Raw genomic sequence first — 25658 nt, 5'->3', positions numbered from 1 at the left:
TCGTTTTGATGTCGCCGGCTCGAAATAAGGCATGCTTCGATGCCGTCTTAAAAACTCCGCTCAGAAGTTGCTCGCAAGAATAAGGTGCCAACACCAAATCATGCGTGGCGTCGAACGAAGATCGCGTAAGGTGTCGAGCAATCGGGCAAAGGCGGGCAGGGAAATGCGCTGGCTCAAACCGCCGACATAAGGCCAGCGGGCGCAATCTCACTTACGGACCGCTTTGCTGTTTCATCGCGATTGATGGCAAATATTCGATCACTGCCAAGCACCTTGAACTTCTCGGCAAAGCCATGCATCCTGCTTTTGAACTGATCGGAAGTCCGACGTATCGCACGTGTGAGCGACGCTTCGGGCATATGGGATTAGCGATGCCGAGCAGTGATGCCTGGGCGGCGGCGCAGATCGGTGCTTTCTGTGTGATGAACCGGATCGCGCGCTGGTTTTGTCATTGGATACTGCAACCAAACGGGCGCTTCGGGGATGCATTGAGGAGGAAAAATCAAATCGATTTAAAAATTAAAATCGATTTAAATATATTGAATTTGTTCGTATTTCTTTGAGTCTCGCGCTTCCTGCTCTGGACAGCGCCCGCTTGTTCTGGTCGATAGTTACGTCAGTTCTTGGGGTAGTCGCAACATTCATGAGGAAAGCATGGCCGACGCAAAACAGATGTGGCAAATGTCCGAGAAGGGGGGCTTCATTGCCGCCCTTGATCAAAGCGGTGGTTCCACTCCGGGAGCATTGCGCCTCTACGGGATCGCGGATTCCGATTATAGCGGCGACGAGGAGATGTTCCGCCTGATGCACGAGATGCGCGTGCGCATCATGACGGCACCCAGCTTTTCCGGCGATAAGGTTATTGGTGCGATCCTGTTCGAAAAGACTATGGATGGTGAAGCCAAGGGCAAGCCGGTTCCGTCCTACCTCTGGGAAGACCGCGGCGTTGTACCCTTCCTCAAGGTCGATAAGGGCCTAGCCGCCGAAGAGAATGGCGTGCAAGTGATGAAGCCTATGCCCGATCTCGACGCTCTGCTCGCCCGCGCGGTGAAAAAGGGCATCTTCGGCACAAAGATGCGTTCGGTAATCGCCAATGCGGATCCGGTCGGTATTGCCGCCGTCGTCAAGCAGCAGTTCGAAGTAGGCCGGCAGATCCTTGGACACGGCCTCATCCCGATCATTGAGCCGGAAGTCTCGATCAAGAGCCCGACGAAGCAGGAAGCAGAAGCCATCTTGCGCGATGAAATCGTCAAGGAGCTTGATGCCCTGCCAGAAGGCGTGCGGGTGATCCTGAAACTCACCATCCCGACCGTGGCGGATTTCTATGCGCCGCTCGTCGCCCACAAGGCCGTTATCCGTGTCGTGGCCCTGTCGGGCGGCTATACCCGTGCCGACGCCTGTGAAAAGCTCAGTCATAACCATGGCATGATCGCCAGCTTCTCGCGTGCCCTGACCGAAGACCTGCGCGTCAGCATGAGCGATGCCGAATTCGATCAGAGCCTCGCTGCGACCATCGACCAGATCTACGCCGGTAGCGTCACAAAGGTCTAAGTCGTTCACTTTGGGGTCTCTGTCAGGTTGGCAGAGACCCTCGGCAGCCCGTAAATCCAGTTTGCCGCCTTTTCCAGATGCGGAGGCTAGAGGACATTGTCTCTATGGCCGCGCCTCAAGCGGTGAGCGCGAAGAGCAGAAGCTCTCCATCGAGCCTCAACCGGAACTTTGAGTTTTTCGCGTCAAGTTCTCAGCAGCGCCGGCGCTGCCATGCCGACGATCATGATGAGAATAGCTATCAGCTGAATGGGAGTTGGGATCTCCTGGAGGACCATCGTGCCCATCAATGTCGTCGCAATCGGAATGCAAGGCATGAACAATGATGCGATATGCGGTCCAAGTTGCCTGACGGCGTAGCTGTATAGAAATATCGCCGCCGCACCGGCGAGGAGCCCCTGGATTGCGAGTTGGATGCCGATCTCACCTACCGATGCCGAGCCGAAACCGGTTGGTGCCAGAAAGTGGACGAATGGCACCGGCAAGCAGGATAGAAAAATGACGGCAGCTGTCGCAGTGACAGCGTCCACTGCCCATCGCCGAAGGAGGACGGCATAGGCGGAAAACATGATGCCGGAACCCGCAAAGAGGATATCGCCGCGCCATGCGTCCCGCACATCGCTGTTGCCAAGCAAAGCAAAGAGTGCCAGCCCGCCAATAATGGCCATGATGCCAACCGAGCGAACGCCGGAAACGGCATCCCGAAAAACGATGCGTGCGAGTAAAAACGAGAAGAAGACGATCGAGGCGGGGCATATGGCGGCAGCGTGCGAGGCCGGGGCGTAAGTCAGACCGGTATTGATAATCAATGGATAAGGAAAGCCAGCGAGCAAAGCCAGCACGGTTGCACGCCTCCACCCGAGCGCCTTCATCTTCGCGAGGCCCGTTCGCCGGATGATGGGCGCAAAGGCAAGGGCTGCCCCTGAAAAGCGTAGGCTGGTGATGTCTGCCGATGTCAAATGCTCGCGCAGGCTGAAGCGAGCCGCGACGAATTGAATGGCAGTAATCGCCACCATTGTCAGCCCGGCGGCGAGGGCAAGTCTTCGATTCGGCTTTTCCTGGTCCCCCATCATGCACACCCGTCCCCTGCAGGAGTAGTTGAGGGGTTACGGAAGGCCAATCGCTCCGTGACCCCTCTACAATCGAAACACAGGCTACTGCGGATGCTGGTGCCACAAAATATATTCATTTCGCATCTTCTAAGTGAATTTCACTGAATTTGTGCCTATTTTGCGTGGATTTCCAAATGAGCGATCTCGATAGCATCGACCTCAGCCTCCTCAGGCTGCTGCAGGAAGACGGAAGGCGCACCACCCTCGATCTCGCTGACCGTGTCGGCCTGTCCCCTACAGGGACGAGCCAAAGAGTGAAACGCCTGTTCCGGGAGGGTTTCATCAAAGCCGTTAGAGCGGTGCTTGACCCGCAAAAACTTGGACGCGGTACGATCGTGTTCATTCAGGTCCGTCTCGATCAGACGGCGCCGCATGTCTTTGATCGCTTCGCGGACGCCGTCGCGAATGCGCCCGAAGTGCTGGAATGCCATATGGTCGTCGGCGGTTTCGACTATCTGGTGAAGGCCAGAATAGCCGACATGACCGTGTTTCAGGAGTTTCTGCAAAGGGTCATCCTGCCATTGCCTGGCGTTCGCGAAACGCACACTTACGCTTCGGTTGCCGATGTGAAACCCGATGCACTTCTGCCGGTTTAGTGCGCCGTGGAATTGGCCGGCACAAATGCCGGAACACTTCTTTTCGATGGGTATTCGTGACGCCCCTCGGATCGGCGGCGCTTTTGCATCAAGTTGCAATAAAGGCAGGGTGGTAAATAGTCGATGTCATCGATGTGAATAGGGTTACAGCAAGTGCTCGTTCACCATGATTGCAGCTTGTCTCCACCGGCCGATAGCCGTTCACTCGAGGATAACCTCTGGAAAGCACAATGTTCTTTGACATTTGTTCTGAGGAAGTCCCTTGACTAAAGGCGTTATTGCGGATCGCAAATTGCCAATCTCCATCTCCGAGGTCGCGCTGGCCTCGTATGCAGCTGTGCTGCGCCAGGGAGCTGAGAATCCTCATCGGGATGTTGACGTCACCGAGCAACAGAGTTGGCTCGAGAACATGATCAATCAGATCCCAGACTATATATACGCCAAAGACCTTGAAGGCCGCTTTCTGTTTGCAAACCAGGCAGTCGTCATCAACAACGGGCTGTTGCATCTGGCAGATTTGGTTGGGCGGACCGATTTCGACTTCCTGCCAAATCATGTTGCAGAAATTGCAGCGGAGGTCGAGCGTCGTGTCACCGAAACGGGGCTGCCTCATTTCGGTAGCGAGGAGTTGGCGTTTCGCACCGACGAGGAACAATGGCTGATGTTCACGCGCGTTCCGTTGAGAGACGCGTCTGGAGCCATCGTGGGTGTCGTCGGGGCATCCCGCGACATTACCGCGCAAAAATCCGCGGAGCGTCGCATGCGCTCCCAAGCCTATCTGCTCGAAATGATAGCGCGAGGAACATCGTTTCGAGATTTCCTCGAAGAGCTCGCACGAATGATCGCGGAATTCGCAAAAGGGGTGCATGTCGCGCTGCTGACAACAGGCACGGATCCGGGGCTGCTGCACTTGGCAGCCGCGCCGACCTTGAACAATGAATATCGCAGACGCTTGAACGCAACCCCCATCGGATCTGCCTCCGCTGACCTTGCGGCGACCGCAGCGGCACTCAAACTTGCCTTCGGTGGGGCCAATATCTCCGAGATTGATCATCAGTGCCGCTGCTTGCCAATTTCCGATGCCGACGGTCAACTGGAAGGGGTCCTTGCACTCTATTCTTCGGAAGACTCACAGTATCAGCCCGGTTTCTCCGAATTCGTCTCGATTGCCGTGCACATGGCGGGGATCGCAGCCAGTCGCCACCGCGCAGAAGCGCGGATTCGATTTCTTGCCGATCACGATCCGCTGACGGGAATGGCCAATCGTGCGTTGCTGGACCGAAAACTCACCCTCGCGATGCAGAAGGCTGATTCCAAAGGGAGTGAAGTTGCGCTGGCATTCCTCGATCTCGACAACTTCAAACTCGTCAACGACAGTCTTGGCCATTCGGCGGGCGATCAACTCTTAAAGATCGTCGCTGACAGGATCTATGGGCTGGCAAGCGACCATGGTTCCATCGCCAGGATCGGCGGAGACGAGTTCGTGATTATCCTGGAGGACATGGATGTCGAGAGCTCCTTGGCCCTGTTGTCCTTGATCAGAGAAGCCGTTGTGCGCCCGATTGCGCTCGACGAGATCGAACTCAGAGTGACCTGCAGTATCGGCATCGCCAGTTATCCCAGTCACGGCAAGTCTGCGGGGGATCTGCTCGCATCCGCAGACTTGGCCATGTATCGCGCAAAGGAGCTGGGACGCGACGGAATTGCCTTATTCACATCGGAAATGACGGCGGCCGTTCGAAAGAAGCTCTCGCGGACCGATGAACTCCGTCAGGCGGTGCTCCGTGACGAGTTCGTGCTGCATTACCAGCCACAGGTGGATGTGCAAACCGGTCGGATCATCGCAGCAGAAGCCCTGGTTCGCTGGCAGCGCCCGGGCGAGGGTTTGGTTTATCCTGGTGACTTCATTGCACTTGCCGAGGAGACCGGCTTGATCATGCCGATTGGCCAATGGGTGCTCAGAACTGCCTGCCGGCAGGCGAGAGCTTGGCAGGATCAAGGACTTCGGCCAATCAGGATCAGCGTCAATGTTTCCGCAAGGCAGTTCCAGGAGGAGCGCTTGATCGAGACGGTGGCGGATGCGTTACATGAGGCCGGTCTCGACCCCTCTTGGCTTGAGCTTGAGATCACCGAGAGCCTGATCATGAAGGATCTCTCCGGTTCAATTGCCAGAATGCACGAATTGCAAAAGCTTGGTGTGAAGCTTGCAGTTGATGATTTTGGGACAGGTTATTCGAGCCTCAGCGCGCTTAAGAGATTCCCCCTGTCCCGCCTCAAGGTTGATCGGTCGTTCATCGCCGATATCCCGCATGACGCCGATGATATGGCCATTACTTCGGCCATTATCTCGCTTGCCCAGAAAATGGGTCTGGAGGTCGTCGCCGAAGGCGTGGAGACGGAGGAGCAGGCCCGCTTCCTGATCGAAAGCGGATGCAACCAGATTCAGGGTTATCTCTATAGCCGGCCGGTGGAAGAAGAGCGCTTCAGTCGCCTGCTTGAGGACAATGGTTGCGATCATAGGTAAACGGTCAGCAAATGCGCTTGGCTTTGACCATGATCTTTGCCCGTCGTCGCCCCTTCAGGTCGACGTCAGAGACGGGTAAAGCCGATCTTTAAATCTCGATCTCCGTGCCAAATTCCACGGCCTGCTTTGGCGGAACTTTGAACCAGACGGCGCTACGTTCCGAATTATGCTGTACGAATGCGAACAGAATCTCGCGCCAATGCGACATTGCGCGTGAATGTTCGGACGGAATAATCGTCTCGCTCCCGATGATGTAAGAAAGCTTGCGAGGATCAAGTCCGTCCAGAATGCCGCTCTCCACCGCTTTTTGGATCGCATGCGGTACATCCGGTTGCTCGGTAAAGCCATAGCTGATGACAACGCGGCTGACCCCAAACCCCAGTTCGGACACCTCCGTTCGTGCGGCATCGGCAATTCTCGGCTGCTCGCTCGATTGTACGGTGATGAGAAGAATGCGTTTGTGGAGTGCATGGTTATGCCGCAGGAAATTCGCCATTGCCAGCGGCATGCCGGTCTTTGCCGAGGTCAGGAAGACGGCGGCGCCGGGCAGCCTGATGAGGTTCGGATCTGCGATCTTTCTGCGCATCTCGTCTTCGGGATGCCGCAAGTCGACACGCATCCTTTCAACGATTTGCTCGCCCCTCCGCCACGTCAGCATGACGAAGGCGATGAGGGCAGCGAGCAGAAGCGGGAACCAGCCGCCTTCCAGTAGCTTCAGGCTGTTTGCCGAGAAGAAGATGGCATCGATTATGAAGAAGCTGCCGTTGACGGCAACGACCGCCACCAGGTTATAGCCCCATTGCCGTGCAATCAGGGCCGCCAGAACTGTCGTAATGATCATCAGCGCAGAAACGGCAATGCCATAGGCGCCGGCAAGTGCGTCGGATGACCGGAATACGAGTACGGCGGCGATGGTGCCGATCGCCAGGAGCACGTTGACGAACGGAATGTAGATCTGACCGATTTCATGCGCCGCCGTGTGCTTCACGTGCATACGAGGCAGGAAGCCGAGCTGTATGGACTGCTGTGTAAGCGAGAACGCGCCCGAGATGATGGCCTGGCTTGCGATCACGGTTGCAGCCGTTGCAAAGAACACCATCGGATAATGCGCCCAGTCAGGCGAAAGCTGGAAGAACGGATTGTCGCTCGCAGCGGGATAGGCGAGCAGATGGCCGCCCTGGCCAAGATAGTTCAAGGTCAGCGCGGGAAGGACGACGCCGAACCATGCGGCGCGGATGGGGCCGCGTCCAAAATGTCCCATATCCGCATACATGGCCTCGCCGCCGGTCACGGCCAGGAAGGCAGCGCCGAGCATGGCAAATCTTACTCCCCAGCTCACACCCAGCAGGAATTCCAGCGCGTTGAGCGGATTCAATGCCGCAAGGATTGCGGGGCCTTCCAGAAGGCCCTTAAGACCCAGAAGCCCGATGGCGATGAACCAGAGGAGCATGATTGGTCCAAAGACGCGGCCAATGGAAGAGGTTCCGTATCGCTGAACCGCGAACAGGCCGACCAGCACCGCAATCGTAATGGGAACGACGTAGGTGCTGAGCGACGGCGCGTCGACCTTTAGGCCTTCGACTGCCGAAAGCACGGATACGGCCGGCGTGATCGTCCCATCTCCGTAGAGCAGGGCGGCGCCGACGAGCCCGACAACAAGCAGGATCGCCCGTGGTGAGCGGGCAGGGGCCTCACGGGCATGCAGCAGCGCCAGCATCGCGACGATTCCGCCTTCGCCGCGATTATCGGCTCGGAGGATCAGAACGGCGTATTTCAGCGAGACAATGAAGATCAAGGCCCAAAAGATGACGGATACCGCACCTATGACCGCCTGAGCAACCGGCGGCGATCCGTTCGCCGCTGCCCTCACCGCCTCCTTGAGGGCGTAGAGTGGACTTGTGCCGATATCGCCATAAACGATACCAAGCGCAGCAAGTGGCATTGCAAAGGTTTTCTTTGGCGGGAGCGCCAGCGATTTGGTGTCGGTCGTCGCTGTCATCAGTCCTCCCATTTTTTGCTTCGAGATTATAGTCGTAAACGCAGTTTGGGAAGAGTAGATGACGGATCGCCGGAAATCATTCTGTTTGTTGCGCCTCTGGCAGAGAGCTGGCTAAGTATTGCCTGTGCTGCCGATATCCCGCCGGGATGTAGATAGGCACCAGAGCTTCATTGGCGAGCGAGGCTGTTCTATTCTCGACTGCGGTGTCTCGATAACGTCAATTGCTGCAACTTGACGATTTGAGTATAGATCGATGCCACCTGCTCCAATCCTCGAATCGGCGGCATCATGCAATCTTCAATGGTATCCGCTGTCGTCGCATTCTGTTCCAAGCGTCCAGCTCGATTGAGATTCGATCTGTCTCCAGATATCTTGAGTGATTGACGAAGCTTCAGGTCGTCGATGTGATGATTGCGTTGTCAGCCAGGTGACGACGTTCGCGCCATGCACTTCCCATGCACTTCATTGCAGTGAGCAAGTCCCGTGAAGGCGGGATCCCAGTGAGCAGGCAAGCTTGGCCTCTTGAAGTATTTAGGCCCGGTTTCGCCAAAACATCGGCCAACCGACCCTGGGGCGGGTGCTCTTGCATCAACGCGGCAGAGAATCCGGCCGTGACACTACAGATATCGTCCAGGCACCCGCACATTGGCCAAGGTCAAAGCGAAATCGGCAGCAGACAGGCTGACCGGCGGAAATAGCCTCCCTCAGCATGCGGCGCGTCTTGGATAACGATGGATACGCCACGCAGCCAATGATGCATCCTCCTCCTGACGTTTCAGGGTCAAGGATGCATCATCGCGCTCGGTGAGCAGGGCACTTAGTCGATCAACCCCTCGCTTGCGATCCCCCGCGTCAGCTCCAGGGCTTGGCGCTCGAACAGTCCGCGGTAAATCCCGCGATTGCGCCGAATGAGGCTGGCATGTGTGCCTTCCTCGGCAATGTGCCCATGTTCGAAGACCAGCAGTCGGTCAAGCGCGCGCACGGTCGACAGCCTGTGCGCGACGACGAGTGTGGTGCGCCCCTCCATCAGCCGTTCCATCGCCTGCTGGATGAGCATCTCCGATTCGGAATCGAGACTTGAAGTCGCCTCGTCGAGGATCAGGATCGGCGCATCGGCCAGGAAAGCGCGGGCGATGGCGATGCGTTGCCGTTCGCCGCCGGAAAGCTTGATGCCGCGTTCACCGACAAGCGTCCCATAACCCTTCGGCAGGGCTTCGATAAAGTCGTGGGCGCTAGCAAGCTCTGCCGCCCGCCTGATTTCCGCATGTGTGGCCGTTGGCCGCGCATAGGCGATATTCTCCGCCAGCGAGCGGTGAAACAGGATGGGTTCCTGCTGCACGATCGCGATCTGACGACGAAGGGAAGTCTGCGCCACCTTCGAAATATCCTGCCCATCAATTAAGACCGTACCGTGATTTACGTCATGCAAGCGCTGGATCAGCTTGATGAAGGTGGTCTTTCCCGAACCGGAATGGCCGACGAGGCCGACGCGCTCGCCAGGCTTGATGGTAACCGAGAAGTCTCTGTAGAGCGGGTCATGATGGTTGCCATAGTGAAAGGTGACGCGATCGAATTCGATCCGGCCAGCCTTGACGTGGAGCGCTGGCGCGCCGGGAAGGTCCTCCACGCCCAAAGGCTGGGCATGGATGGTGACAAGTTCCTCCATGTCGTTCACCGAGCGCTGCAGGTTGCGGATGTGCATGCCGATTTCACGCAAATATCCCTGAAGGATAAAAAACGCCGTTAGCACAAAGGTGATGTCGCCCGCATTGGCCTTGCCGTTGGCCCAGAGCCATAGAGCAAGGCCCAGCACGCAGCCGCGCAACAGGCTGAGAAGTGCGCTCTGCAGGGTGCCATTCACCGTGCCTCGCATCCATGTACGCGCGGTCCGGTCCCGCCACTTGCCCATGACCGTGGCGAGACGCCTATCTTCCCGGTCTTCGGCGCCAAAAGCCTTGACTACGGCGTTGCAGGTTACGGCATCGGCAAGGGCACCGCCGAGGCGCGTATCCCAGCTATTGGCCATGCTGGCCATCGGCGCGACATAGCGCAGCGCCATTGTGGCCGTGAACGCGATAAAGAGTACGGATCCGGCGCCGACGAGCAATCCCATCATCGGCCAGTACCACGTCATCAAAACTGTCGAGCCAATGAGCATAACCAGCGATGGGAACAGCGCGATGAAGACGGTGTCGTTGAGCAGGTCGAGCGCCCACATGCCGCGGGTCACCTTGCGAACAGTGGAACCGGCGAAGCTGTTGGCGTGCCAGTCACTCGAAAACCGCTGGATGTGGAAGAAGGAATTCGCCGCGATCTCCGACATGGACCTCAGCGTGAAGCCGATGATGGCGGTGAAGGTGGCATGCCGAAGAATGACAGCACCGATGGATAGTACCATCAGCCAAAAGAATGCGGTGATGGCATTGTTCCATGTTGCTATGTCGCTGGCCTTGCCGGATACGACCGCATCCACCAGACGACCAGAGAACAAGGGCGTGAGCACATCGGCAAGCGTCGACAGCATCACCGTGAACAGCATGAATGACATGCGGCCCGGCTGATGCTTCCAATGAGCCCAGCAATATTTAAAAACGCTGCGAAAGGACCCGCTGCGGCGGGATTTGAAACCGAGAGCCATTGATGTATCCGGCTTTCGCCGGCTCCGTCATAGGGAAAGGAACGTCCGCGCGAAATCGCGCGAAATGGTTTGGTGAGAGGCGATCGATGAGAAGGTTAGAGCCAGTTCATCGGGTTCTTTGGCGTTGAAAGCGCCGGCGGCTTCAGGCGATAGTCGCGCAAGCCACTGGGGAGTTTGAAAAATTTGTCATTGAAACTCCCTGGAACCGTGTTGAAGATTATCAATCCTAGATTGGTTAAGCGCGCAGGCCAAGTCAAATTTCGCGATATTTACGGCTAAGTTGTGAGTTGCGGCAAAGTTGCAACATCGGCAAGTCCATCGATTTGCGTCAGGAAGTCTGTTCAGTAGCGACAGATGCGGGTCTCGTCGGCATCGCCGCAAGTTGGCGCCGGTTGGCCTGTCCGCTGACAAAAGGCTGGTTTGGAACCATGCTCTGGGTTTTGTCCTCAGCGCGCGATTGGCTCCTTATCCGACGGCGATGGATTTCTCAGATACCTGACCCGTCGAGCTGCTGGGTATCATCGCCTTCCCAGGGAGAAGGCATGGAGGCGCGAGTAAGGCTGGCCAGCGGCATCGGCATCCAGCATTTCAGCTCCGGCTCGGCATATTCGATGATGCGGCCTGGCGCCGAATCGGAAGCCCGCCATCCCTCCGTCCCGAACTGATCGCCATTTGACCAATAGGCGAGATCAACCTCCGCAGGCCCCTGTTCCGATGGGCGGATCGTCACGAGGATCCGGCTGCCGTCTCTTGGCGCACTGGCCATGTGGAGCCAGCGGTTCTGCTCGTCCATTTTTTCCTCCTGCCTTGTTGCAGTTCCGAGTGTCTCCTTGCCGTCGAACGTGGTCAACTCAAACTTTTATACAAACGACCGCGTGAATCCGCTGGGACCATCCTGCCCGCAGAATTCGCTGTGTCCGATCTTTAGAGAGGAGAAAGCCGCGTTGAAGGGGCAAGGAGACGGCTCCTCGTCGCGGCCCAGATTTCGTGGTAGACCCGCACCGGCACCTTCCGGGAAGTTAGCGCAATCCCAGTAAAGTGCCCGACGGTCTTGCGCCTGGAGTCCTGTGAGAACGAGGAGGTTGGGGGCGTGACGTACCCAGGAAAAGAGATGCCTCAGACGTAGGCTTCCCGCTGGCCGAAGTCAGTGGCGCTATCGAAATTCTTGCTGCCGATCCGGTCGCTTTCACCCGAGAGCGTCGCGGTCGATGCATGGTTCTGCTCGTCCGCACCTGCCGTGGATTTCGCTTTGTCGGCATTTTGCAGCTTTTGAAGCTGAGCTTGCAGCTTGGTGATCTGCTTTTGCAGAGCGGCCCTCGTCTTCTCGTCTGTCGCCTTGTCGAGCTCTCTGTTTTTCTCTTTGATCGTGACCTTGAGCTGAGCCTCGGTGGCGGCCGAAGACGAAGAGTTTGTAGTTGCTGCTGCCGTCGATGAAGAGGAGATCGCAGAAACCATATCAATTTTCCCTATTTGGAGCCTCATCAACCTTGCATGGTTTGGGTTAACGCCGTGCTAAATCAGGCGCGCTGGCAGTGTCGGAATGAGCCGCGTCGTAAAGATAAGGGGCGTGGCAAAAGTCGGCACGCAAGGGCGCGCAGAGCCCGGATGTCCGCCGCGGATTGAGATCCGGAAAGCCTCTTCGTCGTGGAGACTGGAAGAGACTCTGTTTCGAATTTTGGTGTCAGCTCTCCTTGTAGAGCTGCGCATAGGCGTTGCGAAGGAGATTTTTCTGCACTTTGCCCATTGTGTTGCGCGGCAGTTCATCGACGAATATTACGCGCTTTGGCTGCTTGTAGCGAGCAAGACGGTCCACCAATCCATCAAGAATAGTCTGCTCGTCGAGCCCGACATCCTTGTCTGCGACGACGATGGCGGTAACGCCCTCGCCAAAGTCGGGATGTGGAACTCCGATGACGGCGCTTTCGACGACCCCCGGCAAGCTGTCGATCTCGGTCTCTATTTCCTTCGGATAGATGTTGTATCCCCCCGAAATCACCAGATCCTTGCCACGGCCTACGATATGGAGATAGCCGCGCTCGTCGATCTTTCCGAGATCGCCAGTGATGAAGAAGCCGTCGGCGCGAAATTCGGCGGCGGTTTTTTCGGGCATCCGCCAGTAGCCCTTGAAGACATTGGGTCCCTTCACCTCGATCATCCCGGTCTCTTCTGATGCAAGCGTGCGACCGGAGTCGGGATCTGTAATGCGAACCTCGACGCCATCCAAGGGGAAGCCGACTGTGCCTGCGATCCGATCCCCGACATAGGGATTAGAGGTGTTCATGTTGGTTTCGGTCATGCCGTATCGCTCGAGAATCGCATGACCCGTCTTTTCGTGAAAGCTGCGATGCGTTTCGGCAAGCAGCGGCGCCGAACCGGAGACGAACAGGCGCATGCCGGTTGTCGCCGTCCGCGTTAGCCCGGGATGCTGGAGCAAGCGAACATAAAACGTCGGAACGCCCATCATCACGCTCGCCGCCGGCATCAATTGCAGGACTTCGTGCGGATCGAACTTGGGCAAGAGATACATCGAGGCCCCGGCAAGCAGGGTTACGTTGGTAGCGACGAACAGGCCATGCGTATGGAAGATCGGCAAGGCGTGGATCAATCTATCTGCACTCGTAAAGCGCCAGGAACGGCGCAAGGTGACTGCGTTCGAGAGGAGATTGTTATGCGTCAACATGGCTCCTTTCGACCGACCGGTCGTTCCTGATGTGTAGAGGATCGCCGCAAGGTCGTCACCGTCGCGATTTACATCGGCAAAGTTCGCCTTCTTGGTTCGGGCAAGATCAAGTAACGAGCCGCCGCCAGTCTCATCCAACGTCGCGACATGGGCGCCATAGGCACTTGCGATGGCGTGTGCGCCTTCAAGCGATCTGGATGACACGACGATAAGCTTGGGTTCGGCATCGCCAACGAAGTAATCAAGCTCCTTCAGGGTGTAGGCCGTGTTGAGAGGGAGATAGACCGCTCCGGCGCGAAGGCAAGCGAGATAGAGCATGAGCGCGTCCGGGCTCTTCTCCACCTGGACTGCCACTCGATCGCCCGGCAACACGCCCAGCTCGCAAATCGCCGCGGCGAGACGCCCGGAGCGATCGAACATATCAGCATAGGATAAGCGTCCACCGTCCGGCGTTTCGATAAAGGTTGCATCCTCTGTTGCGGCAGTGCGTATCGCATCGAAAAGGTAGTTGTTCATTGTAGCAATTCCCCTGAGACGCTTCTTTTGGCGCAGCTTCCATTCATATGGGAGATGAAGCGCTCTCCCGTTGATCTACAATAAGTAGCTTACGAGTGGATGCTGTCGCAATGACTGCGCCACGCGAGCGAATGGTTCCCGGCCAATCTCGATTTGGCCGAGTTCGTGAAAATTGCCGACCATCGCACCACTAGCGCCGCGCATCGCGAGGGGACCCATCGCCATCCCCTCGGCATTGGAAGCCGCGTATGCTGTCAGCAGAAATCATCAGACAGGAGTGCAGGCAAAGGCTGCCGAGGAAGAAGACCGTCACTGGAGCCAATCCGATTGCTAGCAGCGATGTGTGACGATCGGGTCGATAGGCCCAAGAGGGCCGCCCAGATTGGCTTCGACGATACGAGCTGCGGCAAGCAAGGCTGCCTCTCCCCGAGGTTGGCCGATCAGTTGCAGTCCCACAGGAAGCCCATCCTCGTTCAGGCCGACAGGAACGGATATTGCCGGAAGACCTGTGACCGTCGCCAAATATGAAAACCGTAACCAGCTGATATAGTCGTCTAGCGGGACGTCATCGACATGGGTTGGATACTCCTCCTCTATCGGACCCGGCATGAGACCAACCACCGGGCATGCGAGGACATCGAAATTCTCAAGAAAGCCGACCAGATTGTCGAAAATTCGCGTGCGGCCATGTTGGGCGTCGTAAACATCTTCAATGGTGATGGCTTTTCCGAATTCGATGTTTTCGCGAAGTGTGCCCTTGAAATGACATTGCACCTCCGTCGGAGCCCTGCCAGGCAGCGCGGCCCATAGCATTGAACGAAGGACGCGATATGTTCGATCCAAATCCGGCAAAGGCGGGCAGGCCTCCTCGACGATTGAGCCGGCCCGTTCCAAACGAAGCAGCGCCGCGCGCAGATGCTCATCCATCGCTTTGGACGTGACAGCAAACCCATTCATATCGGGTGTATAGGCGATCCGAAGGCTGCCTTCAGCCCGAGTGACGGCATCCTCATATGGATCCGAGGGAGGTGGGTAGGAAATGGGCGACCTAGGGTCGAAACCCGCCATGGCGTCGAGAAACAGCGCACAATCGCGCACGCTGCGCGCCATTGGCCCCTGTACGCCTTCCCTGTGAAACTTGATGGGGCCAGGTCCTCCGCCGGCAATCCCAGGACTGGGCCGGAGGCCAACGACGCCACAATATGCCGCGGGCGTTCGAAGCGATCCGGCAAGGTCGGATCCGTGCGCCAACCATACCTCGCCGGTGGCAAGCGATACCGCCGCACCTCCTGACGATCCGCCCGCGTTTTTCGACGTATCCCATGGATTCCTGGTCATGCCGAACACCGCATTGAACGTGTTCGCGCCTGCGCCAAATTCCGGGGTATTGGTCTTGCCCGTGACGATGCCGCCCCGCGCCTCGAGGCGCAATACAAGCGGATCGCTTTCCTGTGGAATATGCTCGGCGAGCCCTTTTGAACCCATCGTCGTGCGCACGCCGGCAACGTTGGTCAGGTCCTTGATTGATATCGGCAATCCGCAAAGCATGGTGCTCGCGCTATCGGTGCTGTTTGCGATGTGACGGGCCTCAGCTTCCGCTCGCTGCCGGCAGAGGGTCGGCATCGCATTGACGGCCGGTTCGACCGCTTCTATGCGATCATAGGCTGCGCTCAAAAGTTCGGATGGGCTGATTTCCCTCCGTCGCAACAATCCGACGACTTCATGGGCCTCCTTTGCTGAGAGTTCCGGGCCGGTGAACTTGGCATATGACGCCATCTGATAGCCTCTCCATACTTTCTGAGCGTGCCGCGAACCCTGAGCTATGCTTCCTGCGCTCTCAGTCTTTGATCTTGCGCGTGCCGCTGGCGCGACCCCAATCGGGGCGCGCGCCGACCTGATCGCAGACTATTCGGCCTGGGGCAGCGAATACCAATCATCCATTTTGACGGTCCACTTTCCCTCGACAAGCTGCATGACCTTCGTGGCTTTCATTGGCGAATGGGCTTTTGCATCGCCAAAGACGTAGCTGCTGCCGGCCATCGGATAGTTGAGCTTTCCACCTTGCTTCAAGGCTGAAGTGACGGAATCGCGAGTGACCTCGCCGTCGATCCCGGATATCACGTCAATCATCACCTTTGCGGCAAGATAGCCGCCCTGCGAGAAAGCTGTCTTTTTCAAGCCAGCCTTCTCCATGGTCTTGGCCCAATCGGCATTGGCCCCACCGTCCTCAGTATATGGTTCCCACTCGGTTCCGACATAGACAGGTTGCTTACTGTTGGCGAGCGATGTGGCTACGCCTTCGGTGTAGCTGGCCGCCAGAAACAGCCAATTGATACCGGAAATTTTCTGCGCATCAGCAGTCTTGACCCATTGGACTGCTCCCGGCTCCACATGGTTGGTCAGCACGGCATCGCAACCGGCATCGCGTGTCCGAATGAGATAAGGCGTCAAATCCCCCTGTGGTGGGAGCGTCATATCGACGAGGGCCATTTTCTTTCCTCTCGCCTTTTCCCATGCGGATACGGCATTTGCATATGCCTCCTTAGTACCTCCAATGACAATGAAGAAGGCACATAGGTTCTTGGCTTTAAGCGTATTGTTTGCATAATCGAGCATCACGGTACTGAGCGTATATGGACCGACATTGACGGGAGAAATGCTCGGAGCATTAAAGCAGACAGGATCTATACCGACGGCTGGAACTGATAGCACTCCATTTCGATTGTAGATCCCCGCATTGACGGAGCAATCCAGATGGCTTGCGCCGCCAGCAAGAGCGACAACATTCTTGTTGTCAATCAGATCCCGGGCTGCCTGAGATGCTACTTGTGGATCACCTTTGTCATCAGCGATAATATAGTCAACCTTGCATCCATTTGCGCCACCAGCTTCATTGAACGCATCAAATGTTGCTTTTGTTGCCTTTGGTGCATCGGAAAAATCGGAAAGGCCTGTAATTGTTGAGATAGCGCCGATATGAATATGGTCACTTTTGCAGATGGGAGCCGCCTGCACCGACGATGCTACACCTGAGATTGCCATTGCCATGAAAAATGAGCCAGAAAAGATGTCGCAAGTTCTATTCATTTTGTTCCCTCTTATTATCCGGATGCTTCTTGCGGCATCGGATGCATTTTGGAGTTCTCTATCAATGAGTATAACTTATATCTGGCTCGGATATGAGTGCTGCGGTTCCACACATATGAACCAATAGCGCGCCCAGTATAGAGAGGGCTGATGCCAGTTGCGTGTGCTAAATTCATCCAAGCCAGGCTGGCTTTATGGTTTTCCTCCCCACTGGTGCGCCACCAAAAGTCAACGAGCCCATGCTCGACAATGAGGCGAGTTGTTGGGTGTTCGATATTTGAACCCGTTGTTCAATATTAGAATTGATCGCGCAGCCGTGCCTGTCAAGATGATTTACATGTTAAATAAATAACAAAACGGGCGCATTTTCTCGCGCCTGTCACCATTCTCACCGAGGCGGAAACGCCGCCGCATTTGCGAAGTTTGCCTCCCGATCGTTCGAAATGCGGCATTTCGAAGGAGCTCAAAACGGGGTCGGCGAACGCGCAAAAGTGCCCCGCACTTTTCAGGAATGTTCCTCCGTGCGGGCAGAAGGGGTGATTTGCGCACTTCGGATGTCAGTCTGTCGCCATCGATGCCCGAAGGTCTTCCATATCGGCAGGAGTAGGTTCAACGCCGGTGAATGTAACCAGGTAGGAACGCAGGTGAGAGTATCGCTCGGCAAGCGTCTCCCGTACCTGCAAGGTGAAATGGCCGATTTGGGTATAATAGAGAACCCTGGCTCTGGTATTGGCCTCTTCCTGAGGAAAACCATACCGCTCGAACATGCGGGTGACCGCTTCGACGCGCTGCCGGTCCGCTTCATCGACGACCGATCGAATTCTCGGTTCGTGGCGGCCCCAAAAGCGAATTGCGAGATCGAGATCGGGTTCGAAAAGTCTGTTGTCGATCCAGCACTCGAATATATTGCAAACCGCCTTGTTGACCGTTGTGGCCGGTCGCATTGCCCGCTCGATGATCGGACCGGTATTCTTTCGCAGCCAATACGCCAGTATCTGGTCCTGGAGATCCTGAATACTGTCAAAGAACCAATAGAAACTAGACCTTGATACGCCGAGTTTTTTTGCCATGACCTGGATTTTGACCTGGTCCATGCCACCCGCGATCAGGGTCTCCATGGCAAGATCAAGCCAATTCTCCTTCGTCAGCTTCCCACTGCCATCATTCGTTGCTCCAACGGTTGCTTGTGATCGGATAGCCATAGTCGAACCTTCGGACGGTGACGGATGCACGGTGATGCCGGCAAGTTTCATTGTCGGCATCTTCGTACAGCTTTCGCCATCGCCTTACAAATCGAATAAAGGGCATCCGACCTCGTTCGTACTCATTACGCAAGAAACCTGAAAGGTCCCGAACCAGGGCAGAAGAATTATGGTGACGTGCTGGCCTTGACCGCGTTCGGTTCGAGCGTGAGCGTTCGATCGAAGAATGCCGGGATTTCTTCGCCGAGCTGCTTCAGGAACTCCGTACGGTCAAAGCCGGGTGGGTTGGCGCTGATGTCGCCGTCCAATGTCTGGATCGGGGCACTGGCGGTGTTCATGAAGGCGAAGTGCCCGGCATTGGCGACAACGCGATAGGTGGCTCCGGGAATGTTCTGCCCGATCCATGCGGCGTGAAAGCGGGGCGGTAGCCAGCGGTCCTTTTCTGCCGCATAGATCAGGGCAGGCACGGTGATGGCTTTCAAGGATTGCTCCGTGAACATGACGCCGACCGGCGCCATGGCGACGATCGCGCGAATTCGCGGATCGGCGGTCGATTCAAGCGCAAGTGGCGCCTGCATCTGCTGAATGTTGCGGACCATGCCGCAAGTGATTGGGTCCTGCGGGGCCTCGTTTACGCAATGCGCACCAATCCGGGATAGATCGACCCGCCCTCCCGCCAAGGCAACCACGGTGTAGCCGCCGGCCGAGTGCCCGGCGGCGCCGATCCGCGGACCTTGGGCATCCGTAGCGATGCGGTCCTTCCATTCGGGATCCGCAAGCAGCGTGTCGATCACCCGCGAGACCTGGCGGGGCCGCTCGGTGAAGTAGGTGCCGAGCGGCTTTTGCCACAGCGAACTGTCCTGGTAACTGTCGCCGGGGTGACGCAGAGCCGCCACCAGATAGCCGTCCCGCGCGAGAGCCTCGGCCAAGCTGCTTTGGCCGAATTCCGAACCGCCGGTCCCGTGGCTGAGCACGATGAGACCTTTGGTCTTTGCCTCCGGAGCGGCCATAGGGGTCGCGTGGACCGTGAACGATCCCACCATAATCGAGCGGGTAGGCGCCTGCGTTGGGTAGTACAGCGCGGCCGGGATCTTCTCAGGATTGGTGACGGAGGGCGGTACCTCGTAGGGTCGCCAGCCTGCTTCAGCCGCTCTCGCGGCGGAGAAGAGCAGGCTTGTTACGACTGGTATGCTGCAGAGCAGCAAGGTGGCGGAACGAAGCCGTTTGTAAATCGCAAATGTCATTGATGCACCTCTTGTGAGCCGCTATCCTGTTAGGTGCGGGCAGGCGAGCAGGTCGAGCCCGATTTCGCGAACGGTAGGGTTTATTCGCCAGTGACCATTCCCGGCATCCTCTCGGCGGCTGCGCCGCTTCGATGGCACCGTCCCGCTGTCATCTTGCTGCCGCTCATCGCCGCGGCGGCGCTCGCCGTAACCGGGGCGTTCGGCACCTATGTCAGCATGACGCTTCCGCTCCGTCTGCTGCATTTCGTCGGTGTCGCCATTGTCATCTGCGCGATCGTCTTTGCGCTCTGCGAAGTCGTCCAGCGATTTTGGTTCGGTGGCGCATTGCCATTTTGGGCGATGCTCGCGATTGGCGCCATAACGGCTCCAGTCGGCGGCTGGATCGTTCTCGGGGCCTTGGGCTTGTCGGCGCCTCGGGCGCTTGCCCATGTCACCTATTCCGAGCTGACGACACAGGTACTGCTGTCCAATCTTGCGATCGCAAGTCTCGGCTGGATCTTGCTCCGGCAATCCCGCCCACAAAGCACTGCGTGTGATGCGCAGCAGCTTGATCCGACTACCGATCAGGCGCTGCGCGCGAAGCTTCCGGTCGGGATCCGCAGCGCCGTCATCCTCGCCCTGAGCGCCGAGGACCATTATGTACGAGTACGGACCGACCGTGGCGAAGCCCTGATCCTGATGAATCTCGCAGCCGCGATTGGGGCGATGGGCGAGGACGCCGGCGTGCGCGTCCATCGCTCGCACTGGGTGTCGCGCGAGCTTGCCGAAGAGACGGCGGCGCGTGGCAGCAGGCATGGCGTCCGCCTCAATGACAATACGGTGCTACCGGTCAGCCGTTCGGGCCGAAAACTGTTGAGCGAGGCCTTGGCGGGTTAGTCGAGACTGGCCGCAGTGACCGCAATGGTGCATTCAATCCAGATCAGATGCGCCGCGTTTTTATCAGCCGAATGCGTGCTCATCTACGCCTGCGGTAGCCATGACAAATCGCGCATGACGGCTCGCTGTCGCGGCCACGGAAATCATCTCACACCCGTCATGTAGGAAAGCCCTGAGCGCAGGCGTGCACTAGGCTGAAAAGGCTAGAGTGTGGACATAAATGTCCATTGCGTATCTGTGTGAACGCTGGAATTTCTCTCGAGATATTGGGGTAATTCAGACTCAATAGCCGGAATTGCAGGTCTCCGGTTGCGTATAGCTCACTATCGCCTGCGTCCGCGAAATATTTATGGACATAAGTGTACATAATGATTATCGTCTCGTCACTGCAACCTTGACCAGGAGTCCTGCACCTTGCCCCGTTCGATCGGTCGTACGCTGTGCGTCTAGGGATCTTACGCGCCAATGTCACAATGATCGCTGCGCGCCCGATGCAGATCGGCAGGCAATGGCGGCGCGAGGATCCTCCTGGCTTGAGGCGGGTAGCTTCTTGGAAGGCTGGGCGGCTTTTCCGGTCAAGCTTCCTGCGAATCTGGGGCGGGGAGCCGTCATGACAAAGAAATATTCGGCATTTGCCCTCCTGAAAGAGGGGCTGAACAATCAAAGGGGTTGGCAAAAGGCTTGGCGGTCGCCGGAGCCAAAGACGCGCTACGACGTCATCATCATCGGCGGTGGCGGACATGGGCTTGCCACTGCATATTATCTCGCCAAGAACCATGGCATCACCAATGTCGCGATTATCGAGCGCGGTTGGCTTGGCGGTGGCAATACGGGCCGAAACACGACAGCCATTCGTTCCAACTATTTCTTTCCGGAAAGCGCCGCGCTCTATGAACTGGCGCTTAAGCTCTATGAAAACCTGTCCCGTGAGCTGAACTACAACATCATGTTCTCACAGCGCGGCATGGTCAGCCTGGCTCATAGCCCTGCGGATCTCGAAATGGCAGCGAGAACCGTCAACGCCATGCAGATCAACGGCATCGATGCGGAACTGCTGTCCGTTGCGCAGACACGGGCGCTGGTGCCGCTCTACAACGACGCGCCGGACGCGCGCTACCCGATCTTCGGCGGCGTGATCCAGAGACGAGCGGGGACAGCGCGGCATGATGCCGTTGCCTGGGGATATGCCCGCGCGGCCGATACGCTCGGCGTCGATATCATTCAAAACTGCGAGGTCAGCGAATTCATCATCGAAGGCGGACGCTGCCGTGGCGTACGAACCTCGAAGGGCGATATTCGCGCCGAAAGAGCGGGCATGGCCGTTGCCGGGCATTCGAGCGTTCTTGCCGAGAAAGCAGGCTTCCGCCTGCCGATCACCTCCTATGCGCTTCAGGCCTGTGTTTCCGAGCCGGTAAAGCCAGCGCTCGATTGCGTCGTTCTTTCTCCGGCGACCGGCGTCTATGTGAGCCAGTCCGACAAGGGCGAGATGGTCATCGGTGGTGGATTGGACCGAGTTCCCTCTTATGGCCAGCGCGGCAATCTGCCGACGCTTGAGACTGTCATTTCCGGCTTGCTCGAGATGTTTCCGAGCTTCCGCCAGCTCAGGTTGATGCGCCAGTGGGCTGGAATTGTCGACGTGGTTCCCGACAGCTCGCCGATCTTTGGCGAGAGCCCACTTCCCGGCCTTTTCCTGAACTGCGGCTGGGGAACCGGTGGCTTCAAGGCAATTCCGGCCGGAGGTACGCTGCTTGCTCACTTGCTCGCAACAGGCAAGCACCATGAGATAAGCCGGCCGTTCGATCTCGATCGCTTTGCAAGAGGACGTGTGATCGATGAAGCCGCCGGTTCCGGTATCGCGCATTGAGGGGGAATGATGCAGCTTTTTCCTTGTCCATTCTGCGGTCCGCGCAGCGAGAGCGAGTTTCACTACGGAGGCGATTCCGGCAATATACGGCCGGAAGGCTCTGACCTCAGCGACGAGACCTGGTCCTCTTATCTGTACTTGCGCAACAATCAGAAAGGGCCGGCCTCGGAGGTGTGGATGCACATGACCTGCGGCGAGATGTTCCGAATGGATCGCGATACCGTGACCCATGCCGTGGTCTCGTCTGCTGCTTTTCTAGGAGATGCGCAGTCATGACCTCGCATCGCATCGACAGTCTTGGCCGTATTGACCGGTCGCAGCCGATCCGCTTCACCTTCGACGGCGAGGATGTTCATGGCTTTGCCGGCGACACGATCGCCTCCGCGCTTCTTGCAAACGGGATCGGTATCGTCGGACGCAGCTTTAAATATCATCGCCCGCGGGGGATCTGGGGTGCGGGTGTCGAAGAGCCGAACGCGATCGTCGATGTGATTGCGCCTTCTGCCATCCGAAACTGCCGCGCAACGACCGAACTTGCCGTCGATGGCATGATCGTGCGCAGCGTCAATGCCAGTCCGACTGCGGCGAGGGACCGGAATGCGTTCCTCGATCGTTTCGCACGCTTCATCCCCTCGGCATTCTACTACAAGACCTTCATGTGGCCGGACTGGCATCTCTTCGAGCCGCGTATTCGCAATATGGCCGGCCTTAGCGTGCTTGATCCGAACCTTGATCTGCCGCGCTATGCAGAACAGGTGAATGAGAGCTGCGATGTGCTTGTCATCGGCGGTGGTGCTGCCGGCCTCTATACGGCGCTCAAGGTGGCGGAGGCAGGCCAATCAGTCATTCTATGCGACGACGGTCATGAGTTTGGTGGTGCCCTGCTTCACCGGTCCGCCATCATCGACGGCATCGAAGGCGGGGAATGGATTGCCAAAGTCGTCGCAAGGCTCGCTGAACTCGGCACGCGCCTGCTGCCGCGCACGACGGCGTTCGGTGTTTACGATCATATGTTGATCGGACTGAATGAACGCCGGAAAGACGGCACGGATCGGCTGTGGCGGATCCGGCCGAAGACGGTAGTGTTGGCGACAGGAGCCATCGAGCGGCCTCTGCCATTTGCCAATAATGACCTTCCGGGGATCCTGTCGGCAGAGGCCGGACTTTCTTATCTGCGTCGCCATGGAGTGGCGGTCGGAAGGCATGTTGTGATCGCCAGCAACAATGGCCACACCCAGGAGGTCGCCTCGGCATTGGCGGCGGCCGGGTCGAAGGTTACGGTCGTCGACTATCGAAAAGAACAGCGGCTTGCCTCGGCCCACGGCAGGGGCCGGGTCAGCGCCGTGACACTTGAGGACGGAACGAGGATGGCGGCGGATGCGGTCCTCACATCCGGTGGGTTCACGCCGACATTGCATCTCTATTGCCAGGCGCGCGGGAAGCTTCGCTTTGACGACACACTGCTTTCCTTCATCGCCGGCGATGAGTTGGATCGGGTGTTGATTGCAGGTGCTGCTGACGGTCGATTTGGCTTGCAAGACGTGCTGCAGAGCGCCGCGGCCGTCTTGAGCAAGATCGGTGTCGCGATCGAAGCCATTCCCGAGGTCGGATGCGAGGCTCCTGATCCTGCAATCGCCCCGGCATGGCCGCAGCCGGGGATGACGGGTCGTGTCTGGCTCGACCTGCAGCACGACGTCACCGTCAAGGACATCGAGCTTGCGGCACGCGAGAACTTCGTGTCGGTCGAACACCTCAAACGCTATACGACGCTCGGCATGGCGACTGATCAGGGCAAGACATCAAACTTGAATGGTCTTGCCTTGATGGCGCAGCTTACCGATCGCGCCATCCCAGCAGTCGGCACGACAACCTACCGTCCGCCATTTACGCCCGTGCCGCTTGCTTCATTGACGGGAATGCGTGGCGGGCCGCTCATGAACCCACCGCGACGGCTGGCGCTCGAAAATGAGCATCGGGCAGCAGGCGCAAATCTTCGCGAATATGGCGGCTGGCTCAGACCTGCCTGGTACGGCGACATGACCGAAGAAGCCGCCATTCAACTCGAGGCGACCAAGGCTCGAAAGACCGTGGCGCTTTTCGACGGATCGCCCCTCGGCAAGATCGAGGTTCAAGGCCCCCAGGCAGCGGAGTTTGTCGATTTCGTGTACTATAACACCATGTCGACGTTGAAGCCGGGGCGCTGCCGCTATGGCTTGATCCTGAACGAGGCGGGGGGCGTCTATGATGATGGTGTGCTTGTCCGTCTCGAGGAGAACCGGTTCCTGGTGTCGTGTTCATCGTCGCATGTGGCGGGCGTTCATGCACTTCTTGAGGAGTGGCGCCAGGATCAGTTCGATCGCAACCAGCTTTTTATCCACAACGCCACGGCTGACACCGCGACACTGACGGTATCGGGACCAAGGTCGCGCGCTCTGCTGGAAGCGGTCGATCTTGGACTATCTCTCGATGACGAGGCTCTGCCGCATATGGCAACCAGCTGGGGCTGTTTCGGTCCGGAGAATGTCCGCGTCACCCGGGTGAGCTTCACCGGCGACCGTTCCTACGAGCTGTCGATCCGTGCCGATCGCGCGGCGCCGCTCTGGTCTCGACTGCAGGAGGCAGGTCGCGCTTTCGATGCGGTTCTGCTTGGGCTCGAAGCTCTGATGCTGCTGCGTGCCGAAAAGGGTTTCATCGTAATCGGCAAGGATACGGATGGCCTGACCTTGCCGATGGATTTGGGAGTATCCACGCCCCTTGCGAAGAAGCTTGTCGATTTCATCGGCCGCCGATCGCTTTTTTCCGAAGAGGCGCGGCGGCAGGATCGCAAGCAGCTCGTCGGCCTGGACGTCCTGGAAGGCAATACGCCCTTGGCGACGGGAGCGCACGGGATTGAGGCGACCGTGTCCGGCAAGCGCAGCATCGGCTACGTCACCTCCAGCTATTCCAGCCCGGTATTGAACCGGCCGATTGCGCTTGCCCTGATCGAGCGCGGAGCATCGCGTCATGGCGAAATCATTCAGATTCAACATCTGGGAAAGACACGCAATGCACGCGTCGCGCCACCATGCGCCTTTGATGTAAAGGGAGAACGGCTCAATGCTTAAGCCCGGTGTGATGCAGCTCTGGAGACCACTTCCAGCGGAGGATTACCGGGCCGAGTTTGCCGGTGCTCTTGTCCGCACCGTCGATGTCGGCGCCCAGTTCATGGTGAGTGGCGCCCTCGACAAGGCAGCAGGCATTGCGGGAGTGTGCTCCGAGGGGGCCGGAGCATTGGGCCTTGTGACAGGCACGCGCTTTTCGCTTCGCCTGGCGCGCGAACGCCTTCTGATCGTCTCGGACAATGCGGAGGCCTTGGTGCCCGGCTGGCATGACGACGGCTATGCCGTTACATCAATGAGCGGCGCATTGGTCGCCTTCGAAATCGGAGGGCAGGGCGCGATCGAAATCGTCAAGCGAGCGACTGCGCTGCCGCTCACTGAGCCTGGGCGCAGCGCCGCGGTCAGTTTTGCCGGCGCAAATGTTTACCTTTATCGCTTCGGCGACGAGAGCACGATACGCCTCCACATAGATCGGGGTTTGGCCGGCTATCTCTGGCAGTGGTTCGAGGAACTCGGCCGCCTGACACCGATAGAGGCGGGCAGGGCTTAGGAAACCCTGCGACGCGGATGGAGGCTGACAGGTTGTATCCCGGTCGCTGCATTAAAGCCGGTGCCAGCGGTTACAGGCCACCGTTCCGGGCCAATTTATAGCGCGACAACGGGGGAGCGGAAGC

General features: G+C 57.9%; 19 protein-coding genes. 9 read left to right on the top strand and 10 right to left on the bottom strand.

Annotated elements, in window-relative coordinates; translation table 11 throughout:
* Positions 1-104 precede the first annotated feature (104 nt).
* Positions 105-563 (top strand): hypothetical protein, encoded by a 459-nt coding sequence (locus QD461_RS18820; protein WP_414089119.1) that lies wholly within the window; start codon positions 105-107, stop codon positions 561-563.
* A gap of 91 nt (positions 564-654) precedes the next feature.
* Positions 655-1551, top strand: a complete 897-nt coding sequence (locus QD461_RS18815) for a fructose bisphosphate aldolase (protein WP_184705711.1) — start codon at positions 655-657, stop codon at positions 1549-1551.
* 182 nt (positions 1552-1733) lie between these two features.
* On the opposite strand, the gene QD461_RS18810 is transcribed toward QD461_RS18815, so the two are convergent.
* On the bottom strand, positions 1734-2621 hold the full coding sequence (locus QD461_RS18810) for a DMT family transporter (protein ID WP_414089118.1): 888 nt from the start codon (positions 2619-2621) through the stop codon (positions 1734-1736).
* 173 nt (positions 2622-2794) lie between these two features.
* Between QD461_RS18810 and QD461_RS18805 the strand changes: the two genes are divergently transcribed.
* Together QD461_RS18805 and QD461_RS18800 are read left to right on the top strand one after the other, a co-directional pair.
* Positions 2795-3256: an Lrp/AsnC family transcriptional regulator gene (locus QD461_RS18805; protein ID WP_184705715.1), complete on the top strand. Its 462-nt coding sequence runs from the start codon at positions 2795-2797 to the stop codon at positions 3254-3256.
* Between the two features lie 262 nt (positions 3257-3518).
* On the top strand, positions 3519-5780 hold the full coding sequence (locus tag QD461_RS18800) for a putative bifunctional diguanylate cyclase/phosphodiesterase (protein ID WP_414089117.1): 2262 nt from the start codon (positions 3519-3521) through the stop codon (positions 5778-5780).
* A gap of 88 nt (positions 5781-5868) precedes the next feature.
* Here the strand turns inward: QD461_RS18800 and QD461_RS18795 are convergent, their stop codons facing one another.
* The 9 genes from QD461_RS18795 to QD461_RS18755 all read right to left on the bottom strand — a co-directional run bounded on the left by QD461_RS18795 (position 5869) and on the right by QD461_RS18755 (position 19146).
* Entirely contained in the window at positions 5869-7779 is a 1911-nt protein-coding gene (locus QD461_RS18795) for a potassium transporter Kup (protein WP_414089116.1), read from the bottom strand.
* Positions 7780-8596: 817 nt separating this feature from the next.
* Positions 8597-10417: an ABC transporter ATP-binding protein gene (locus tag QD461_RS18790; RefSeq protein WP_414089115.1), complete on the bottom strand. Its 1821-nt coding sequence runs from the start codon at positions 10415-10417 to the stop codon at positions 8597-8599.
* 487 nt (positions 10418-10904) lie between these two features.
* A complete protein-coding gene (locus QD461_RS18785) occupies positions 10905-11210 on the bottom strand; it encodes a hypothetical protein (RefSeq protein WP_414089114.1) in 306 nt (101 codons plus the stop codon).
* A 323-nt stretch (positions 11211-11533) separates the two neighbouring features.
* Positions 11534-11872 carry a hypothetical protein gene (locus QD461_RS18780; RefSeq protein WP_414089113.1) on the bottom strand — a complete coding sequence of 113 codons (339 nt, stop codon included), beginning with the start codon at positions 11870-11872 and terminating at the stop codon, positions 11534-11536.
* 226 nt (positions 11873-12098) lie between these two features.
* Positions 12099-13613 carry a malonate--CoA ligase gene (locus tag QD461_RS18775; RefSeq protein ID WP_414089112.1) on the bottom strand — a complete coding sequence of 505 codons (1515 nt, stop codon included), beginning with the start codon at positions 13611-13613 and terminating at the stop codon, positions 12099-12101.
* 330 nt (positions 13614-13943) lie between these two features.
* Complete coding sequence (locus QD461_RS18770; RefSeq protein ID WP_414089111.1) at positions 13944-15389, bottom strand: amidase; 1446 nt, start codon at positions 15387-15389, stop codon at positions 13944-13946.
* 129 nt (positions 15390-15518) lie between these two features.
* Complete coding sequence (locus QD461_RS18765) at positions 15519-16661, bottom strand: ABC transporter substrate-binding protein (RefSeq protein ID WP_414089159.1); 1143 nt, start codon at positions 16659-16661, stop codon at positions 15519-15521.
* 596 nt (positions 16662-17257) lie between these two features.
* On the bottom strand, positions 17258-17953 hold the full coding sequence (locus QD461_RS18760) for a TetR/AcrR family transcriptional regulator (protein WP_246806343.1): 696 nt from the start codon (positions 17951-17953) through the stop codon (positions 17258-17260).
* 116 nt (positions 17954-18069) lie between these two features.
* Entirely contained in the window at positions 18070-19146 is a 1077-nt protein-coding gene (locus tag QD461_RS18755; protein ID WP_414089110.1) for an alpha/beta hydrolase family protein, read from the bottom strand.
* 90 nt (positions 19147-19236) lie between these two features.
* On the opposite strand from QD461_RS18755, the gene QD461_RS18750 reads away from it, so the two are divergent.
* The 5 genes from QD461_RS18750 (at position 19237) to QD461_RS18730 (ending at position 25534) form a co-directional block, all read left to right on the top strand.
* On the top strand, positions 19237-20022 hold the full coding sequence (locus QD461_RS18750) for a LytTR family DNA-binding domain-containing protein (RefSeq protein ID WP_414089109.1): 786 nt from the start codon (positions 19237-19239) through the stop codon (positions 20020-20022).
* Between the two features lie 610 nt (positions 20023-20632).
* Positions 20633-21886, top strand: coding sequence for a sarcosine oxidase subunit beta family protein (locus QD461_RS18745; protein WP_414089108.1), 1254 nt, complete (start codon positions 20633-20635; stop codon positions 21884-21886).
* Positions 21887-21892: 6 nt separating this feature from the next.
* Positions 21893-22162: a sarcosine oxidase subunit delta gene (locus QD461_RS18740; RefSeq protein WP_414089107.1), complete on the top strand. Its 270-nt coding sequence runs from the start codon at positions 21893-21895 to the stop codon at positions 22160-22162.
* Entirely contained in the window at positions 22159-24990 is a 2832-nt protein-coding gene (locus QD461_RS18735) for a 2Fe-2S iron-sulfur cluster-binding protein (RefSeq protein WP_414089106.1), read from the top strand. Before QD461_RS18740 ends, QD461_RS18735 begins: the two co-directional genes overlap by 4 nt.
* Positions 24983-25534, top strand: coding sequence for a hypothetical protein (locus tag QD461_RS18730; protein ID WP_414089105.1), 552 nt, complete (start codon positions 24983-24985; stop codon positions 25532-25534). The genes QD461_RS18735 and QD461_RS18730 overlap by 8 nt, the downstream gene beginning before the upstream one ends.
* Positions 25535-25658: the final 124 nt, after the last annotated feature.

Origin of the sequence: Rhizobium sp. BR 314 (assembly GCF_047445805.1) — a bacterium.
GTDB classification, from domain to species: domain Bacteria; phylum Pseudomonadota; class Alphaproteobacteria; order Rhizobiales; family Rhizobiaceae; genus Rhizobium; species Rhizobium lusitanum_B.
Note: the sequence above shows the minus strand (reverse complement) of the source record. Positions and strands in the feature narration are given on the sequence as shown.

Coding starts and splice junctions, on each gene's coding strand:
- QD461_RS18755 (WP_414089110.1), bottom strand. CDS start 19,146: ATGACATTTGCGATTTACAAACGGCTTCGTTCCGCCACCTTGCTGCTC.
- QD461_RS18740 (WP_414089107.1), top strand. CDS start 21,893: ATGATGCAGCTTTTTCCTTGTCCATTCTGCGGTCCGCGCAGCGAGAGC.
- QD461_RS18760 (WP_246806343.1), bottom strand. CDS start 17,953: ATGAAACTTGCCGGCATCACCGTGCATCCGTCACCGTCCGAAGGTTCG.
- QD461_RS18795 (WP_414089116.1), bottom strand. CDS start 7,779: ATGACAGCGACGACCGACACCAAATCGCTGGCGCTCCCGCCAAAGAAA.
- QD461_RS18765 (WP_414089159.1), bottom strand. CDS start 16,661: ATGGCAATGGCAATCTCAGGTGTAGCATCGTCGGTGCAGGCGGCTCCC.
- QD461_RS18805 (WP_184705715.1), top strand. CDS start 2,795: ATGAGCGATCTCGATAGCATCGACCTCAGCCTCCTCAGGCTGCTGCAG.
- QD461_RS18745 (WP_414089108.1), top strand. CDS start 20,633: ATGACAAAGAAATATTCGGCATTTGCCCTCCTGAAAGAGGGGCTGAAC.
- QD461_RS18775 (WP_414089112.1), bottom strand. CDS start 13,613: ATGAACAACTACCTTTTCGATGCGATACGCACTGCCGCAACAGAGGAT.
- QD461_RS18815 (WP_184705711.1), top strand. CDS start 655: ATGGCCGACGCAAAACAGATGTGGCAAATGTCCGAGAAGGGGGGCTTC.
- QD461_RS18735 (WP_414089106.1), top strand. CDS start 22,159: ATGACCTCGCATCGCATCGACAGTCTTGGCCGTATTGACCGGTCGCAG.
- QD461_RS18730 (WP_414089105.1), top strand. CDS start 24,983: ATGCTTAAGCCCGGTGTGATGCAGCTCTGGAGACCACTTCCAGCGGAG.
- QD461_RS18790 (WP_414089115.1), bottom strand. CDS start 10,417: ATGGCTCTCGGTTTCAAATCCCGCCGCAGCGGGTCCTTTCGCAGCGTT.
- QD461_RS18810 (WP_414089118.1), bottom strand. CDS start 2,621: ATGATGGGGGACCAGGAAAAGCCGAATCGAAGACTTGCCCTCGCCGCC.
- QD461_RS18780 (WP_414089113.1), bottom strand. CDS start 11,872: ATGGTTTCTGCGATCTCCTCTTCATCGACGGCAGCAGCAACTACAAAC.
- QD461_RS18770 (WP_414089111.1), bottom strand. CDS start 15,389: ATGGCGTCATATGCCAAGTTCACCGGCCCGGAACTCTCAGCAAAGGAG.
- QD461_RS18785 (WP_414089114.1), bottom strand. CDS start 11,210: ATGGACGAGCAGAACCGCTGGCTCCACATGGCCAGTGCGCCAAGAGAC.